Annotated in this window: 13 protein-coding genes; 3 read left to right on the top strand and 10 right to left on the bottom strand. The window is 76.3% G+C overall.

Features of this window, described 5'->3' with window-relative positions:
* Positions 1-7 precede the first annotated feature (7 nt).
* Both BUB17_RS22265 and ppsA read right to left on the bottom strand, forming a co-directional pair.
* Positions 8-958: a universal stress protein gene (locus tag BUB17_RS22265; protein ID WP_083606527.1), complete on the bottom strand. Its 951-nt coding sequence runs from the start codon at positions 956-958 to the stop codon at positions 8-10.
* The gene (gene ppsA / locus BUB17_RS22260) at positions 955-3381 is read right to left on the bottom strand and encodes a phosphoenolpyruvate synthase (RefSeq protein ID WP_083606526.1); all 2427 of its coding nucleotides are present in this window, start codon (positions 3379-3381) and stop codon (positions 955-957) included. The genes BUB17_RS22265 and ppsA overlap by 4 nt, the downstream gene beginning before the upstream one ends.
* A 429-nt stretch (positions 3382-3810) precedes the next feature.
* Between ppsA and BUB17_RS22255 the strand changes: the two genes are divergently transcribed.
* Positions 3811-4368 carry a nitroreductase family deazaflavin-dependent oxidoreductase gene (locus BUB17_RS22255; RefSeq protein ID WP_141243150.1) on the top strand — a complete coding sequence of 186 codons (558 nt, stop codon included), beginning with the start codon at positions 3811-3813 and terminating at the stop codon, positions 4366-4368.
* A gap of 13 nt (positions 4369-4381) precedes the next feature.
* On the opposite strand, the gene BUB17_RS22250 is transcribed toward BUB17_RS22255, so the two are convergent.
* Together BUB17_RS22250 and BUB17_RS22245 are read right to left on the bottom strand one after the other, a co-directional pair.
* Positions 4382-5161, bottom strand: a complete 780-nt coding sequence (locus tag BUB17_RS22250; protein ID WP_072920855.1) for a hypothetical protein — start codon at positions 5159-5161, stop codon at positions 4382-4384.
* Between the two features lie 376 nt (positions 5162-5537).
* Positions 5538-6401: a hypothetical protein gene (locus tag BUB17_RS22245; RefSeq protein ID WP_072920854.1), complete on the bottom strand. Its 864-nt coding sequence runs from the start codon at positions 6399-6401 to the stop codon at positions 5538-5540.
* Positions 6402-6578: 177 nt separating this feature from the next.
* Here BUB17_RS22245 and BUB17_RS22240 point away from each other — a divergent pair, with 177 nt between their 5' ends.
* Both BUB17_RS22240 and BUB17_RS22230 read left to right on the top strand, forming a co-directional pair.
* Complete coding sequence (locus BUB17_RS22240) at positions 6579-7082, top strand: hypothetical protein (RefSeq protein WP_072920853.1); 504 nt, start codon at positions 6579-6581, stop codon at positions 7080-7082.
* 518 nt (positions 7083-7600) lie between these two features.
* Complete coding sequence (locus BUB17_RS22230) at positions 7601-10765, top strand: cation-translocating P-type ATPase (protein WP_208983578.1); 3165 nt, start codon at positions 7601-7603, stop codon at positions 10763-10765.
* Between the two features lie 101 nt (positions 10766-10866).
* Here BUB17_RS22230 and BUB17_RS22225 read toward each other — a convergent pair whose 3' ends face one another.
* The 6 genes from BUB17_RS22225 to BUB17_RS22200 all read right to left on the bottom strand — a co-directional run.
* Positions 10867-11865 carry an Acg family FMN-binding oxidoreductase gene (locus tag BUB17_RS22225; RefSeq protein ID WP_072920851.1) on the bottom strand — a complete coding sequence of 333 codons (999 nt, stop codon included), beginning with the start codon at positions 11863-11865 and terminating at the stop codon, positions 10867-10869.
* Positions 11866-12026: 161 nt separating this feature from the next.
* A complete protein-coding gene (locus tag BUB17_RS22220) occupies positions 12027-12599 on the bottom strand; it encodes a flavodoxin domain-containing protein (RefSeq protein WP_072920850.1) in 573 nt (190 codons plus the stop codon).
* 118 nt (positions 12600-12717) lie between these two features.
* Positions 12718-15303, bottom strand: a complete 2586-nt coding sequence (locus BUB17_RS22215; protein ID WP_072920849.1) for a cation-translocating P-type ATPase — start codon at positions 15301-15303, stop codon at positions 12718-12720.
* 43 nt (positions 15304-15346) lie between these two features.
* Positions 15347-16039, bottom strand: a complete 693-nt coding sequence (locus BUB17_RS22210; RefSeq protein WP_072920848.1) for a phosphatase PAP2 family protein — start codon at positions 16037-16039, stop codon at positions 15347-15349.
* Positions 16036-17115 (bottom strand): lysylphosphatidylglycerol synthase transmembrane domain-containing protein, encoded by a 1080-nt coding sequence (locus BUB17_RS22205; protein WP_072920847.1) that lies wholly within the window; start codon positions 17113-17115, stop codon positions 16036-16038. Before BUB17_RS22205 ends, BUB17_RS22210 begins: the two co-directional genes overlap by 4 nt.
* Positions 17112-17487: lysylphosphatidylglycerol synthase domain-containing protein (locus BUB17_RS22200; protein WP_175561457.1), on the bottom strand; the 376-nt coding region annotated here is incomplete at its 5' end. The genes BUB17_RS22200 and BUB17_RS22205, both read right to left, overlap by 4 nt.

Here is a 17487-nt window from a genome sequence, read left to right as displayed (position 1 = left end):
CGTCCGGTCAGCGCCGGCCGGCCGGAGCGGTGACCGATGCGACGGCGCGGTCCGCCCGGGCGGGCAGCGGCACGACCGCGACCGGGCACGCCGCACGGTGCAGCACCGCGTTGGTGACCGAGCGCAGGACCCCGAGTGCCCCACCGCGGCGGTGCCGGTGCCCGACCACGAGCAGCTGCGCGGTGGTGGCGACGGCGAGCAGCGCCTCGGCCGGCCGCCCCGGCTCGACGACCCGGCGCACCGGGACGTCGGTGACCCCGGCTCGGTCGAGGGAGTCGGTGAGCAGCGCCTCCGCCCGGCGGCGAGCCGCCGTGTCGCCCATCAGGGGGTCGGCGAGGAGGCCGACCGGTCCCGGGGCCATGTGCTCCCAGGTGTGCACCGCGACCAGCTCGGTGCTCCGGTCGGCGGCGGCACGCAGCGCGAAGGCCAGCACGGGGTCGTCGTCCGACGTGCCGTCCAGTCCGACGACGACCCCGGACCGCTCGGAGACCGCCGTCCCGGGGCGCTGTGGCACCACCAGGACCGGGCACCGCGACAGGCGGACGACGGCCGACGCGGTCGAACCGAGCAGCAGGTCCCCGACGCCGCCGGTGCTGGTGGACCCGACGCACAGCAGCTGAGCCGTCTCACTCTCCGCGACGAGGACGTCGACGGCCGGCCCGTCCGCCAGCCGTGACTCGACCCGCAACCCGGGGGCCTCCTCGCGGGCCATGGCCTCCAACGAACCCAGGACGAAGTCGGCGCTCGCGCGCAGCACCGCCCAGGCGTCGAAGCCCTCGGGTGCCGGGATCCGGTCGCCCTGGGCCCACGGGAAGGCCAGCACGAGCCGCAGCGGCGCGCTGCGGAAGGCGGCCTCGCGGGCGCCGAGCCGTGCGGCGGCCGTCGCGTCGCGCGACCCGTCCACCCCGACGACGACCGGCAGGTCGCTGTGCGGGGCGGCTGATCCGGTGCCCGTCACCGCTGCGCCACCGCGTCCCGGATGCGGGCGGCCTCCAGGAGGACCCGGCGTTCGGCGGCCACCAGTGCCCGTCGGGTCGCCGCCACCGCGGCCGGCTCGACCGACACGGAGGTGATGCCCGTGCGGACGAGGTGCTCGACGTAGGCCGGGTGCCGAGACGGTGCCTGCCCGCACAGCGACGAGGGGACGCCCATCCGGCGCGCCGTGCCGATCACCCGGTCGATCACGTCGAGCACGGCCGCGTCCGCCTCGTCGAACAGGTCGGTGAGGTCCGCGGAGTCCCGGTCGACACCGAGCACCAGCTGGGTCAGGTCGTTGCTGCCGATCGAGACGCCGTCGACGCCGAGGCCGATGTACTCGGGCAGCCAGTACGCCACCGACGGCACCTCGGCCATCACCCAGCGGTGCAGCCCGCGCTGGCGGCCGAGCGGGCTGACGTCGATGAGCTGCAGGCACCGCTCCAGCTCCCAGCGGGTCCGGACAAACGGGATCATCACCGCCAGGCCGGGACACTCCTCCCGGACCCGGGCGAGGGCCTCCAGCTCCAGCCGGAACAGCGACGGGTCGTGCACATACCGGACACAGCCCCGGTTGCCGATCATCGGGTTGTCCTCGACCGGCTCGTGAGCGGCCCCGCCGACCAGCCCGCGGAACTCGTTGGTCCGCAGGTCGGCCGTGCGGTAGACGACCGGGCGGGGAGCGAACGCCCGCGCGATCGTGGCGATGCCGACGGCGAGCGCGGACACCACACGCTCGGACTCGCCCCGCGCGATCATGTCGGCCGGGTGCCGGCCGGAGAGCGCGCGGGTGAGCAGCAGTTCGGCGCGGAGGAGCCCTACGCCGTCCACCGGCAGCCGGGCCACCGTGTCCGCCTGCGCCGGGTCGGCCAGGTTGACGTACAGGGTGGTGGCGGTGACCTCCGGTCCGCCGTCCGGAAGCGATGGGGTGACCGTGCGCGCCGCGGTGGCGGGTGCGGGCCGTGGGGTGGCAGCGGCTCCGGCCGCGAGCCGGCCCGGCCACACCAGCCCGGCGTCCCCGTCGACGGTGACCTCGTCCCCGTCGTGCAGGTCGGCCGTCGCGGTCCGGGCGCCGACCACGGCGGGCACGCCGAGTTCGCGCGCGACGATGGCGGCGTGGCAGGTGACGCCGCCGATGTCGGTGACCACGGCCGCGGCCCGGCGCATGGTCTCCATCCAGTCCGGGTCCGTCCTCGGTGCCACCAGGACCTCGCCGGCACTCAGCCGGCCGCCCTCGTCGGGCGTGTGGAGGACCCGCACCCGCCCGCTGGCACGGCCGGGCGAGGCCCCCAGACCGTGGGCCACCGGCGGGGCGGCAGCCGGGGTCCTGGAGGCGTCGGGGGCGGATCCGTCGGGCCCAGACGGCTCGCCGCCGTCCGGGAGCGTGGTGATCGGGCGGGCCTGCACCAGCCACACCCGGTCGTCGTCGGCGGCCCACTCGACGTCCTGCGGCCGGCCGGAGAGCTGCTGCACCCGCAGGGCCAGCCGGGCGACCTCCGTTGCCTCGTCCTCGGTCAGAACGGCGGCCCCGCCGCTCGCCACGGGAACGGACCGGTCGCCTCCCTCGGGCGCGGGGACCACCTGGACGTCCTGCTCGCCGCGGTGCACCGACAGCAGCTGCAGGTCCGTCACGTCGAGGACGAACGTGTCGGGCTCCACCTGTCCGCCCACCACCACCTCCCCCTGGCCCCACGCCGCCTCGACCACCACCCGGTCCCGCCGGCCGCTCACGGGGTCCGCTGTGAACGCCACCCCGGACTTCCGCGCAGTCACCATGCGCTGCACGACGACCGCTAGCTCGGGCGCGCCGTCCACCCCCTGCGCGGCCCGGTAGGCCACCGAGCGGGGGGCGAAGGCCGAGGCCCAGCACTCGACGACGGCCGCCACGACCGCGTCGAGCCCACGCACGTTGGTGAAGCTGGCGTTCATCCCGGCGAAGGAGGTGTCAGCGCTGTCCTCGCCGACGGCGGAGGAGCGGACGGCGACCGGCGGCTCGTTCCCCAGCCGGGCGTAGGCGGCGCGCAGTTCCTCGACCAGCCCGGCCGGCACCCCGGCCCGGCGGACGGTGGCCTGCAGTCGCCGCGAGCACAGCGGAAGCCGGCTGGCCAGCGGTGAGGAACCGGCGTGCCGCGCAGCGGCCAGCGCCTCGGTGTGCAGGCGGGCGACGTCCGCGGCCACCCCGGCCGCCGTCAGGGCCGACCGCAGGCCTGCGGCGAGCACCACGAACCCGTCCGGCGCGGGCAGCCCGGCGCGCAGCAGCTCGCCGAGGTTGGCGCCCTTGCCTCCGGCGCGACCGACGTCAGCGGCCCGCAGCTCGGACAGTGGCACCACCAGGTCGGACCCCGCCGAGACGGTGTCCCTGGGCTCGATGTCGAGGGGCGGGGCGCTGGTCGGTTGGGCTGTCATCGAAGGCCTCCCGGGTCGGCTCCGGTCCAGCCTCGCCGCGCCCGCGCGAGGGCACCGGGGGCGGCGGTCACCGGGTACCGCGACCTTGGGCCCTGCCCGGTTCACGGCGGGGCCCAGCCCTCCACGGTCGAGCGCCGGGCAGCACCCGGGGCCGCCGGCCGTGATGGGTCGCGGTGCGAATGCGGGCCCCGAGGACGGCGGCGTCGAGCACGCCACGGATCCCGGGCGAGCCGTCGATCCCCGCGACTACCCGAGATCGGGCGGCGACCGACGGCCGGGCCACGAGGAGCGGGCACGCCGCCGTGCCGGCCGGTGCCACGGCGGCCTACCGGCCAGGTCCGCAGGACCATCGTCACTGGTCTGGTGGGTGGTCGGCGGTGTTCCGTGCAGTCGACAGGACGGCGCGGGGGCCCACGCGTGGAGGTGGGCATGCCGGCTCCGGACACGTATCACCCGGGCGGCCACGACCGGCCGCTGCTCGGGCTGCGGCGCAGACCGGGCCGACTCGCGCTGGCCGTGTTCCGGCTGCCGTTGACGGCATACCGGCACAACGCCGGGCCGGCTGTGGGCCGGACGTTCGTGGCGTTCACCCACATCGGTCGCAGGACCGGCCGGCCGCACCAGGCGGTCGCGATGGTGCTGCGTTACGACGAGACGACTGACGAGGTCGTCATCTGCGCGGCCTGGGGGCCGCAGACCGACTGGTACCGCAACCTGCAGGCCCACCCTGCCGCGAAGGTGCAGTTGGGCGGTCGGGAGTTCGCCCCGCAGCAGCGGTTCCTCACCGAGGCGGAGGCGTTCGACGTCGCTGTCGGTTTCTGCCGCGCGCATCCGCATCGGTTCGCGCTGCTCAGCAGGATCCTGGGCTGGGGCGACCTGCGGGACGACGCCGCGATCCGGGAGTTCACCGCCACCCACCCGTTCGTCGCCTTCCGGCCGGTCGTCCGGTTGGAGCCCCCGCAGGCCGGGACAGCAGCGGGGCTGTAGCCCCGCCCCGTCCTCAGCCGTCGACCTCCCCGCGACGCCGCTCCTCATCGGCAGTCGGGGGCGAGGTCCGGGCGCCGTCAGGCGGCATCGCCCGCACGACCTCCTCGATCCGCCCGCGGGTCACCCGCCAGCGGCGTTCGTTGTCGTGCACCAGCTCGGCGGACTCGCAGCACAGGTCCGCGGCCCGGGAGACCACCTCGGCCGCGGCGTACAGCCGGCCGGGCGCCACGCGGGCGCCGGCGAGGTCGGCACGCAGCGCGGCCGGGGTGAGGTCGACGCGTTCCAGCATGTCGGCGGCGCGGGCGAGCAGGGTGGCGATCAACGACTGCACGTGCGCGGCCAGCCAGTCGTTGGCGATGATCCGGTGGCGTTCGCCCATGACGTCGGCGAGGGCGTCGATCTCGAGCAGCGCCGCGGCCCCGTTCCACGACGCCTGCATCGCCTCCGCCAGCCACTTACCACCCGCTGCGAAGCCGTCGGCGTCGGCGCGCAGCTCGCCGATCATCGCGGTCATCTCGGCCGGGCGGCCCCCGCCCTCCAGGAACAGCACGCCGTCGAGGGCGGTCGCGGCCTCGCTGTTGAGGTCCTCGGCGCCCGCATAGGGGCTCGGCGCCGGATGCTCCGACGGCACGGCGGCGGTCCACCGGTCGGCCAGTGCCTGCAGAGCACGGGCGTGCCGCTGCAGCCGCAGCGCCGTCTCCAGTGGCGAGGAGGCGTAGAACCGCTCGTGCTCCCGGTGGAAGCGGGACAGGTTCAGGGCCGCCTCGAGCAGCGGCTCCGGGTCGGCGGACACGTCCCCACGGTGACGGGGCGACCCCGCGACCGTGAGGGTCGTTCGTCCCGATGCCGCAGGGCCGCCGCTCGGGGCCCCCGTGCGTCGGCGTGGTCCCGGTGACCGGCTGCCCGCGCCGGCAGGACGTTCGTCCCTGCCCCTCCGCTGCCCCGTTTGCGGCCGGTGACGACGTGACCTCCGCAGTGCACGGCACACCCTCTGCCCCGAGGGCGATGCGCCACGACGAGCGTCGCGCCGTCGTCGTCCTCGGGCGGGAGCGGCGAGAGTGGCGTCGGCGGAGGCGCGGGGGGCGGTGGCGGCGGATCGTGGTAGCCCAACGGCCGGCTCCGTGGGCACTGCGGGCCAACAAGACCGGGACGGGGGTACCGCCGACCCGTCAGTCCGTCGCCGCCAGGAGCTCGAGCGTCACCCGGGGATCGCGCCGCAGGGGTCGGTCGAGGGCGGCCTGCAGCACCCAGCGCACCGCGAAGTCCGGGGTCCGCACGGTCGGCGCCGGGAGGCGATCGGGCGCGTGCAGGGTGAACGTCAGCCGCAGGGCCTGACCGGGCACGAGCTCCACGTGCTCGGCGGGGGTGACGGAGGAGATGACGCTCGAGGCGTCGAGGTCCTCCTGCAACGGCTCGCCGGGCGAAGCGGACACATGCTCCACCATCAGGAGGTCCACGCGCACCGCGCGTGCGTGCCCGCCGACCAGTGGGTCCAGCGTCACCGTGCCTCGCACCGGGACCCCGCCGTACAGCCGGGGCGGTACGTCCTCGATGCCGAGGACGGCGGTCCCGGCGTCGTCCCGCACGGCGGATGGCGGCTCGAACAAGGACGGGTCCGGCGTTGAGGGGACGTGGACGTCCTTCGTGGCCCGGACCTGGCGTTCCCCGGTCCGGAACTGCACTCGCACGGCGTACTGCTGCTGGACCAGTCGGCCGGCGATCGAGGCCTCGCCGCCGGTCGGCACGGGGACGACGACGTGCAGGTGTTCGGTCTGCCCGGCCGCCAGGGGACCCGGCGCCTCGAGGTCGACCCGGCCGAGCACGGACTCGGTTCTCCGGCTCACGATGGAGCTGGCGCCGTTCCAGTTCCGTTCCCGGTGGGTGAGGGCCAGCGCGCGGACCAGCTCGACCTCGCCGCGGTCGACGACCACGTCATGAGTGGCCATGAGCGACACGACGAGGTCCACCCGGTCGGCATCGACGACGTCCGCTCGCACCACGTCCACGGTCAGGGCACCCGTGTGCGCCCTCATCTCGCTCGCACCCTCCCCGTCGTCGGAAGGCCGGCCGTGGCCTCTGGCCGATGCTCGGGTGGAACGCAGATCCCCGCGCCGGTCGAAGGGCGTCCGCCGCCGGGACCTCTGGCCCGTCCGTGATCTGCCCGTGCCCTGCGAGCGTGGTCGGAAGCGCGCCTCACACCTGGAGTGCAGATGACCGTGCCCCGTACCTCCCCGAACCACCGTGAGCATGAGGTCCTCGCCTTCGCTCCGCCGTACGAGCGGGACGGGACGAGCGTGATCACCGCGACGGCGGCCAGGAGCCACACCACGACCCGCCACGCCGAGACCGGGAGGGAGGGTGGCGGGTTCGATGCCGAGATGTCGGGCCGGCGTCCCATGGGTGCCTTCGTGCTCCGCGACGGGCGTGTGCGCTGGCACCCCGTCGTCGACGTCACCAGGGTCGTCACCACCGCGGAGCTCGTGGTCGGCGGGGTGCTGATCGCCCGCCGCCTGGCCGCCCGGCCCAGCGCGGCCAAGGCCGCCGTCACCATGGGTCCCGGCGGCTGCGTCAGTATGAAGGGCGGCGTCATGGCGGTCCGGCCGACCCGGCGTGCCTGGCGGCGCACCCGCCCGGCCCCGACCGGACCGCTGCCGCGCCGGCCCACTTGGGCGCGGCTGCTCGCGGCGGTCACCCTCCGGTCACTGGTCGGCTGATCGGTACCGATCCATCCCGCCCGGCCGAGGACCGTTCCGTGTGGCTGCGCAACCACCTGGCCGATCCGGTCCTGCGCGCCGTGGCCCGCTGGTCGGACGGCGGCTCGTGCTGCTCGCCTACCGGGGACGCCGGACCGGTCGCCGTCGCGAGCTGCCGGTCGTGGCCGCGACCTCCGGGCCCGACCTCGTTGTCCTGGTCGCGCAGCACACCGCCAAGAGCTGGTGGCGCAACGTCGGACCCTCGCCCAGGGGGTGGAGCCACGCCTGCGCGGCAGGGTCGAGCGCCGTGACGCACGACGGCTCGAGCCCGGGGACGACGGCTGCGCCGAGGCCGTCCAGGCACACGTCCGCGAGTTCCCCCGGGTGCGGTTCGGCCGGGACGCACCCGTCGTGCTCCTGTCGGACCGGGGCGTTCCTCGGGATGACGCTGGCCGGCCACCGTACGACGAGTCGCCGGTCCCGTCGATGCGGGACCTTCCGCTCTGACCGGGCAGTCCCGGGAACCGGAGGCTCTGCAGGTGAGCACTCGCGTCGTCGTCCCCACCGGACCGACCTCCCCGCCGGAGCACGTCGGCGGTTCCGTGTGGCGCCGCTGGGTGGCCGCGACCGCGCTGGGTGAGGCCCTGGGGTTCCTCGTGCCGGTGTTCGCCGTCCTCTCGGGGGCGGACGACCCGGGTGACCCGGTCGCGTTCGCGGTCCTCGTGCTGGCCGGCGCCGGGGAGGGCGCGGTGCTGGGGTGGGCGCAGGGCGGCGTCCTCGCCGCCGTGCTCCCGGGCTTCTCGCGCAGGACGTGGACGCTGCGGACGGCCGCAGCCGCCGCTTGCGCCTGGACGCTGGGACTGATCCCGGCAGCGCGCGGCGGGACCGGCACGGAGTGGCCGGTCGCGGTTCAGGTGGCCCTCGGCAGCGTCGGGGGAATGTTCCTGCTGTCATTGATCGGCGTGGCGCAGTGGTCGGTGCTGCGGCGCTCGCTGCCCCGGGCGGCCCGGTGGATCGGCTGGACGGCGGCCGGCTGGCTCGCGGGCCTGGCGGTCTTCACGGCCCTGACCACACCGTTGTGGCGGCCCGGTCAGGGAGCGGTCGCCGTGGCGCTGATCGGGGTCGCCGGCGGATGCGCCATGGCCCTCACGGTCGCCGTCGTGACCGGCTGGGGCCTGGTGCGGCTCCTGCCCCCGGCTCTCCGCCCGGCCGCCGTCGCACCCTCCGCCGACGGGTCCACGCCCTGGGCGCTCCCGGCCGATCGGGTCGCCACCGCCGCGGGCGTCGACCCCGCCACCGGGCTGGACGACGCGACGGCGGCTGCGCGGCTGGCGACCGAGGGGCCCAACGAGGTGCAGACCCACCGGCCGGTGTCCCTGGCTCGTTCGGTGCTCGGCCAGCTGAGGGACACGCTGATCCTGGTGCTCTTGGGAGCTGCGGTCCTCACCGCGGCGACCGGCGACCTGGTCGACCTCGCGGTGATCCTGCTGGTCGTCGTGGTGAACACGACGCTGGGCGTCGTGCAGGAGCGGCGGGCGCTGCGGGCGATGGCCGCGCTGGGCGAGCTGGTGGCGCCGAGTGCGCGGGTCCTGCGGGCCGGCAGGGACCGGTGGGTGCCGACCCGGGAGCTGGTGCGCGGCGATGTCCTGCGGCTGAGCGCCGGTGACGTCGTCGGCGCCGACGCCCGGCTCCTCCGCAGTACCCGCCTGCAGGTCGACGAGTCGCTGCTCACCGGGGAGTCCTTGCCGGTCGACCGGTCGGCGCAGACGGTGTCCGGCCCGGGGACGCCGCTGGGCGACCGGGCGGGGATGGTGCACGCGGGGAGCACCGTCGTCCGGGGTACCGGCGAGGCCGTGGTCACGGCGACCGGCGCGGCCAGCGCGATCGGCCGGGTCGCGTCGCTGGTCCAGGAGCAGTCCTCGCCGCAGACCCCGCTGCAGCGGCGGCTGGCCCGGCTCGGTCGGCAGATCGCAATCGCGGTCGCCGTCGCCTGCCTGGTCTTCGTGGCCTCGGGGCTGCTGCGCGGCCAGCCGTGGGAGACCACGGTCGTCGCGGCGGTGGCGCTGGCCGTGGCCGCCGTCCCCGAGTCGCTGCCGGCGGTGGTGGCCCTGGCGCTGGCCGGGGGGGCCTCGCGGATGAGTCGCCACGGGGCCGTCGTCCGGTCGCTGCCGGCGGTGGAGACCCTCGGGTCGGTGACCCTGCTGGCCACGGACAAGACCGGGACCTTGACGGCCGGCGCGATGGTGGCCGACCGCGTGTGGACCCCGTCCGACGGGGCAACGCGGGTGGACGCCGCGGCGTCCCCGCCGGTGCGCCGGTTGCTCGCGGCGGCGGCGCTCTGCAACGACGCCGACCCCACGGGCGCCGGCGCGGCCGGATCGGCGGGGACGGCGGACACCGAGACGGCGCTGGTGCGGGCGGCTCTAGCCGCCGGGATCGACGTGACAGTGGTGCGAGCGGCGCACCCGCGGCTGGCCGAGGAGCCCTTCGACGCGGTGACCCGGCGGATGACGACCACACACCGCGTCCCCGACGGGCGGACCACGGTCATCACCAAGGGCGCACCGGAGGCGGTGGTGCCGGGCCTGGCCGATGCGGACGCCGCTTCCGAGGTGTCGGCCCGGTGGGCGGGCGAGGGCGCCCGGCTGCTCGCGGTCGCACAGGACGGCGTCCTGCTCGGGTTGGTCGCCTCGGACGACCCGGTGCGGCCGGAGGCGGCCGCGGCGATCGCCTCCTGCCACCGGGCGGGGATCCGGCCGGTCCTGGTGACCGGTGACCACGTGGGAACCGCCGAGGCGGTGGCGCGGGCGGTCGGCCTGGTCGACGAGAGTCACCCGGTGCAGGACCACGTGCTCGCCCGTGTGGAGCCGGAGGGAAAGCTGCGCTTCGTCACCGGGTGGCAGGCCCACGGCCACGTGGTCGCGATGACCGGGGACGGCGTCAACGACGCCCCGGCGCTGCGGGCTGCCGACATCGGCGTGGCGATGGGACAGCGGGGGACCGAGGTGGCCAAGGAGGCCGCCGACCTCGTGCTCGCCGACGACAGCCTGGCCACGGTCACCGCGGCGATCGCCGAGGGCCGTCGGGTGTTCGACAACGTCCGCCGGTTCGTCGGTTACGGCGTCGCCGGTGGCGCCGCCGAGGTGCTGGTCATGCTGCTGGGGCCGGCGTTCGGGCTGGCACTGCCACTGCTGCCGGCGCAGGTGCTGTGGGTCAACCTGCTCACCCACGGGCCCGTGGGCGTGGCCATGGGCAGTGAGCCGGCCGCACCGGACGTGCTCGGGCGCCCGCCGCGGTCGCCCTCGGCCGGGGTGTTCGACCGGGCGCTGGTGCGGCAGGTCCTCGGGCTGGCGGCCGCCGTCGCGGCGGTCTGCCTCGGGGTGGCGGTGACCGCACGAGCCGGCGGGGGCCCCTGGCAGACGCAGCTGTTCGTGACGCTGGCCGTGGCCCAACTCGCGCTGGCGCTCGCCCTGCGGCCGCGGGGCGCCTGGCGGGCCGGGCGCGCCGGCACGTGGCTGCCGGTGGCCGTCGGAGCCAACGTGCTGCTGCTGGTGGCGGCCGTCTATCTGCCCGGCCTCACGACGGTGTTGGACACCGAGGCGCTCACGGCCGCGGAGTTCGCGGTCAGCGGCGCGGCCGCCCTCGTGCCTGCCGCCGTCCTCGTCCTCCTCCGCGCCGTTCGCCGTCCGGCGACGGGGACCTGAGCGGGGATCTGACAGTGAGCGGGGAGCCGTCGCCGGACCGACGTCGACCGGCGGACCGGGCTGGACCCGATCCCGCCGGTCCGAGGATCGTCAGGCGCCGGTCACGTCCACGGCGCGTCCATGGCGTCGATCGTGTCGTCGACGCGCAGCCGGCCGGTCGGCGGCACGGGGTCGGCGCTCACCGGGGCCCAGCCCAGCCGCAGCAGCACCTGCGGCTCGCCGTCGCCGTCCAGGCAGCTCTGCTTGAGCTCGGCACGGGTGGTCGGCACCTCGAGGGGCTGGCTGACCGGGTCGGTGGCCAGGCCGGACCGGGTGGCGGTGAGCAGGACGGCGCTGAGCGCCTCGCCGGCGCGCAGTTGGTCGATCGGTGTGTCGGTGCGGGTGGACAGGACAGCGAGGACCGTCCCGTCGGACTCCCCGACGCCCAGCTCGCTCTGCGGCTGCTCCGCACCGGCGACGTGCCGCACCGGGACCGTCCCCTCCCGCGGCGACGGCACGTTCGCCGCGGGTACGCCCTCACGCGCCATCCGGGTGCGTCCGGTCCACGCCGCCACCTCACCGGCGACCCCGGGGGTCAGCGCCTGCTCGACGGCCGCGTGCTCAACCAGACGGCGGACCGCCCAGCGCTGCGACTCCCGATCCAGCAGCCGCAGGGCGGCGCCCTCGTGCTCCGCGGCCCGCGCCAGCTCGGTCAGGAACTCCGGCGGCACCGGCCAGGTCGAGAACACGCGGCGATCACTGCGGCGGTGCTCGATCGCGCGGGCCAGCGCCAGGTCGTCCGCCGTCGGCGTCCGGGCCGTGGTCTCGACCGACGCGACGTGGGCCGGGTGCGCGGGGTCGGGCATCCGGTGCACCCGTGCCGCCAGGCCTGCGGCGCTCAGCGCGACCCGCAGGTGGTGCAGGGCCGCACCGCAGCTGATCCGCAGGTCACGCCCCTCGGGGTCGGTGGCCGGGAGCGCCCGCGTCGCGTCGGCGAAGAGGTGGATCGACGACGGTCCGACGCGCCACCGCCACGGCTGGGAGTTGTGCACCGACGGGGCCAGGTTGGCCAGCCCGATCACGGCGCGTGCGGTGGTGCGGTCCAGGTGCGCGGTGAGCACGGTTCCTCCTCGGGGGCGACGGACGGGGGACTGCTCGCACCGAGCCTCCGTCGACGGCCCGGTGGAGGGGAGTGGCCGAGGTCCCGCCGCGGCGGGGCCCTCGTCCCTGCGCCGGGGGACCGGTTCCGCGGGGGCGCCAGAGGCGGACGGCGACCCCGGCGTCAGGAGCCGGGGGACGGGCGGAGCGGGTGGGCCGGCGACCGGGCCCCGTCGCGACGCAGCTCGGCGAGCGCCGTCGCGACGTCCGCGGCCCAGCGGTCGACCGCCGGCCAGTCCCGGTGGTCACCGGGCCGACCGCCCAGCGCGAGCCAGAACAGCTTCCCCCACAGAGGGAGCCCGTCGACCACGACGATCCCGGCGAAGACGGGGTGATCACGGGGAACCAGCCCGGGCGGGAAGCTCTTCGCGATCCGCTCGAGCTCCATCCGGATGATCGCCCGACTGACCGGACCGCGGGGTGCCGCGCCGCCGACGCTGAAGCACCACACCGGACGGTGCGCGAGGGTCGACCGCCCCCGGTCGAGGAAGGCCACCGCGGCCGGCAGCCACTCCTGGTTGTGGATGGCGCTGCCGATCACGAACGCGTCGAACTCGTCCGGGTCCACGTCCGGGCCGAGCGGGCGGACGACGACGTCCGCGACGTCGCCGAGACCGGCGGCGATGCGCTCGGCGATCTCCCTGGTCGAGCCGGCTGCGCTGGCGTGTCCGACGAGCACCCTGACCCTCTCCGTCATGCCCCCACGCTGGTGGTCGCGGCGGTTCGGGCACAGGGACCGACGGCTCGGTCGGGACGTGCCGGACGTCACCGGTCCGACGCGTCACCGGGCGAGGGCATCGTGCCGACGCCCCTGGTCAGTTGCGGCGCCGGTGACGCACCGCCTTGTCCAGGGCGTCGGCACCGAGCACGGCCGGCACGGCGCAGACCGCGAGCACGAGGCTGGCCAGCGAGGGTGGGCGGTGCCCGAGCAGGGCGGCGACCGGCGGGACGACGAGCACCGCGACGAGCACGAGCAGCTCGATGCCGATCGCCCAGAGGAGCAGCGGATTGGACCGCCCGCGCAGCCGCCACGGCGGCTTGGTGGTGCTGCGGCAGGCGAAGGCGTTGGCGAACTGGCCCAGGACGACGGCCGTGAACGCCGCCCCCGACGCCGTGGCGAGCAGCCCCGCCGACACCGGCTCGCCGTAGGCCCACCCCCCGCCGACCAGCACAGCCAGGAACGCGCCCATCGACACCGTCGCCTCCACCGGGCCCAGCAGGCCGAACACCCGCCGCAGGATCGACCGGTCGATCAGCCGCCGCCGCGGCGGCGGCCCGTCGAGGACCCGCGACGACCCCGGCTCCGCGCCCAGGGCCAGGGCCGGCAGCAGGTCGGTGACGATGTCCAGCGCCAGCACCTGCAGCACGCTGAGGGCGAGCGGGACCCCGCCGCCGGTGACGGTGAAGACGACGAACGGGGTCAGCTCGGCGACGTTGTCGGTCAGGTGGTAGGTGAGGAACCGGCGGATGTTGGCGAACGTCGTCCGCCCCTGCCGCACGGCGGCCACGATCGTGTTGAAGTCGTCGTCCAGCAGTACCAGGTCCGCGGCCTGGCGGGCGACGTCGGTGCCGCCCACGCCCATGGCGACGCCGATGTCGGCCGCGCGCAGGGCCGGGCCGTCGTTGACGCCGTCGCCGGTCATGGCCACCACGTGCCCGCGGCCCTGCAGCGCCTGGGCGATGCGCAGCTTCTCCTCGGGCGCCACGCGGCACACCACCACGCCGTCGCGGTCGAGCAGCGCACCGAGCTCCTCGGGGTCGTGCGGCAGGTCGCCGCCCTCGACGACCAGGTGCTCGCCGCCGTACGCCAGCCCGATCTCCTCGGCGATGGCCCGTGCGGTGGCTGCCGCGTCACCGGTCACCATGGCGACCCGCACGCCGGCGCGGCGGCAGTCGGCGAGGGCGTCGGCCACGCCCTCGCGGGGCGGGTCCTCCAGTCCGACGACGCCGAGCAGGGTCAGGCCGCGTTCGGCGTCGTCGGCGCCGGACGCCGGCCCGGGCACCTGCCGCCGGGCCACGGCGAGCACCCGCAGCCCTTCCCGGGCGAGGGCCGCGGCCTCCTCCGCGGCCTCGGGTGGGGCGTCGGTGCACCGGGCGAGCACGGAGTCGGGAGCGCCCTTGACGTGCAGGACGCCGTCGACGAGCACCGACATGCGTCGCCGCCGCGGGTCGAAGGGGAAACGGCGCGTGCCGGCGCCGTCGGCGGCGTCCAGGCGGGTGGCCCCGCTGCGGTGAGCGAGGGCGTCCAGCGCCGCCTCCATGGGATCACCGACCGCCGTCCACCCGGTCTCGGTCCGCCGGATGCGCCCGGTGGAGCAGAGCACCGCTGTCCGTGCCAAGTCACGCGCGGCGGCCCGTGCCTCCGGCGTCCCGTCGAGCTCGGCGGTGGGGGTGTACCCCTCGCCGGAGACGGCGACCGGTCCCTCCGGCGTCCAGACCGCCACCACGGCCATCCGGTTCTGCGTGAGCGTTCCGGTCTTGTCGGTGCAGATGAAGGTGGTCGAGCCGAGCGTCTCCACCGACTCCAGCCGCCGGACCAGGGCATGCCGCCGGGCGAGGAGCTGTGCGCCGCGGGCCAGGGAGAGGGTGACGGTCGGCAGCAGCCCCTCGGGGACGAGGGCGACGGTCACGCCGACCGCGAAGAGGAACCCGTCGGTGATCGGCAGGCCGAGGAAGACGCCAGTGCCGAAGCACGTGATCCCGAGGCCGACGGCGATGACGGTGACGACCCGCACGACCCGGTGCAGCTCGCGCGCCAGCGGCGTCTTCGCCCGGGCGGTGGACCGGGTCATCGTCGCGATCGACGCGAGCCGGGTGTCCGAGCCGATCGCCTCCACGGTCGCCCAGCCCTCGCCCTCGACCACGAAGCAGCCGGCGGAGGCGGCGTCGCCGGTGTCCTTGGCCACCGGCTCGCTCTCGCCGGTCAGCGAGGACTCGTCGACCCGCAGCCCGTGCACCTCGGTCAGCCGCAGGTCCGCGGCGAGCCGGTCGCCGGCGGCGAGCGCCAGCACGTCCCCGGTCACCACGTCGACCGCGTCGACCTCCTGCCGCGCACCGTCGCGCAGCACGGTCACCCGGTGCGGCACCAGGTCGCGCAGCGCCTCCGCCGCACGGTCGGCGCGGTACTCCTGCACGAACGCGAAGACGCCGTTGAGCACCACCACGACGGCGATGGCCACGGCCAGCTGGGGCAGGCCGCCGACGAGGGCCAGCACGGCCGCCCCCCAGAGCAGGAGGGCGAAGAAGTGCACCAGCTGCGCCACGAGCAGGCGGACCGGCGAGGGCGCGGACTCCACCGGCAGCCGGTTGCCCCCCGGAGGACGGCGGCGTACGGCCTCGGCGGCGGTCAGTCCCCGCCCGGGAGCGGCCGGCGCGACGGTCCCCGTCGGTTCGGTGGTCATCGGTCGTCCTCCACCCGATCCGGTGTCCGGCCGAGTCCAGTCGTCACCGCCCTGGTGCGGGCAGGGACGCACGGCCCCCCGCCCCGGGACCAACGGCATACCGGACGGATCCCGGCACCCCGACCAGCAGGTTCAGCGCCGCGCCGAGCGCCGCGCCGACGGCGGCGCCCCCCACGACGTCCAGCGGTGCGTGGGCGCCGAGGAACACCCGGGCCACCGCGTTCAGCAGCGCCAGGGCGACCAGGACGGCCAGCCAGCGCCGCCGCACGTAGGGAGCGAGCAGGACGACGATGCCCGCGGTGATGACCGCGTGCCCGGACGGGTAGGCCACGCCGGCCGACGGCACGTCCCGCAGCACCACCTCGGACAGGGTGCTCTCGGGCCGCTGACGCTGGACCAGGCCCTTGACCACCTCGCCGTGCACCAGCAGCTTGAGCGGCACCAGCAGGACCAGCGCGAGGACCAGCCGCCAGCGGCGCAGCGCCAGCGCCGGGATCGCGACCAGCAGCGGCACCCCCAGGACCCCGAGCAGCTGGAACAGCCACAGCGGCTCCTCCAGCCGGTCCGGCCACCGGTTCACCCAGTCGAACACCGCCTCCTCGACCGGCCCGACGTCCCCGGAGGCGACCGCCCAGGAGCACAGCGCGGCCAGCGCCGTGGTGATCAGCAGGGTCGCGGCGTCACCCCGCCGCCGGCGGTACCCCGCGACGTGCCCCGGCGCCCCTCCGGTGGTCACGAGCCCGCTCCGACGGGTGCGGCCCGGTCCACCTGCCCCACGCCGTGCCGCCAGAGCAGCCACGCCACGACGCCGGTCGGGATGGGGAGGAACCAGGTGAGGAAGCGGAACAGCAACACCGCCGCGGCGGCCGCGGACGGGTCCACGCCGATGGCGGTCAGCCCGGCCACGTAGCTGAGCTCGGCGACCCCCAGGGCGCCCGGCGTGACCGGCACGAGGATCACCAGGCGGGTGAGGGGGAAGACGGCCAGGACCACGACCCACGGGACGTCCGCGCCCTGCCCGCCGACCGCGCGCAGGCAGGTCAGCAGCACGAGGAACAGCGCCGCGTGGCTGCCGACCACCGCGGCGGTGAGGTGCCCCCACCGGTGCCGCACGAGGTCCAGGGAGTCGGTGCGGAACCGGTCGGTGCGCGCTCCCCAGCCCGACGGCGGCCGCCGGCGCGCCGCCCGGGCGACCCGGTCCGCCGCCCGCTCGGCGGCCGCGGCCAGCACCGCGGCCGCCCGGCCGTGGGTGAGGACGAGCACGAGCCCGAGCACGCTGAGCAGGAGGACGGTGCTGCCGACGAGGGCGGCGGCGCCCAGCCGGGGGTCGACGTCCCCGACCAGGGCCACCCCGGCCAGCGCGACGGCGGGGGTGGCGAGCTTGACCAGGGTGTTCCAGACGCCGGTGAGCGCGACGGCGCGGGTGATCGCGGCCGCGGGAAAGCCGAAGGAGTGGTACATCGCCACGTTGGTGCCGACGCCGAACGCGAAACCGACCGGGACGGTGTTGGACACTGCCGTCGACGCCTGGTCGGACAGCACCGCGCGGCCGAGGGTCAGCCCCGGCATCGCCGCCATCCACAGCGGGGCGTAGGAGAACAGGTTCACCAGCGCGATCGCGGCGATCCCGGTGACCTCCGCCGCGGTGAGGCCGCGCACCAGGGCCCAGGCCGCGGAGTAGTCGGCCATCCGCGGCAGCAGGCCGGCGAAGACCGCCACCACCACGCCCACCGTGAGGGCGGTCCGCCCCGCGGGCCCGGCCAGGACCCGGCGGGCGGAGCGCCGCCGGGGCTCCTCCGCTGCGGCGGTCACGCGCCGAAGCGGTGCTCGAACCGGGCGGACAGCAGCGTGCCGACCAGCGCCGGGACCCAGAACACCAGCGACCGGAAGACCAGCGCGGCGGCGCAGGCGCCGGCCAGCGGCGCCCCCAGCGTGCTCAGCGCCAGGACGAGGGCGACCTCGGCGGCGCCGGGTGCCGCGGTCACCGGGAGCACCGACCACAGCAGGTGCAGCCCGCCGTACACGGCCGCGGTCGCCAGCAGCGGCACCGAGCCGCCCACGGCGTGCACCGCGGCGGCCAGAGCCGCCCCCTCCAGCGCCACCCCCATCGCCGTCCAGCCCAGCTGCGCGCCCGGCAGCCACCGGGCCCGGCGCGGGGCGGTGAGCCCGCTGCGCAGCACCCGG

Origin of the sequence: Geodermatophilus obscurus, from assembly GCF_900143215.1 — a bacterium.
GTDB lineage: Bacteria > Actinomycetota > Actinomycetes > Mycobacteriales > Geodermatophilaceae > Geodermatophilus > Geodermatophilus obscurus_A.
This window is presented reverse-complemented; position numbering and strand designations above follow the sequence as displayed.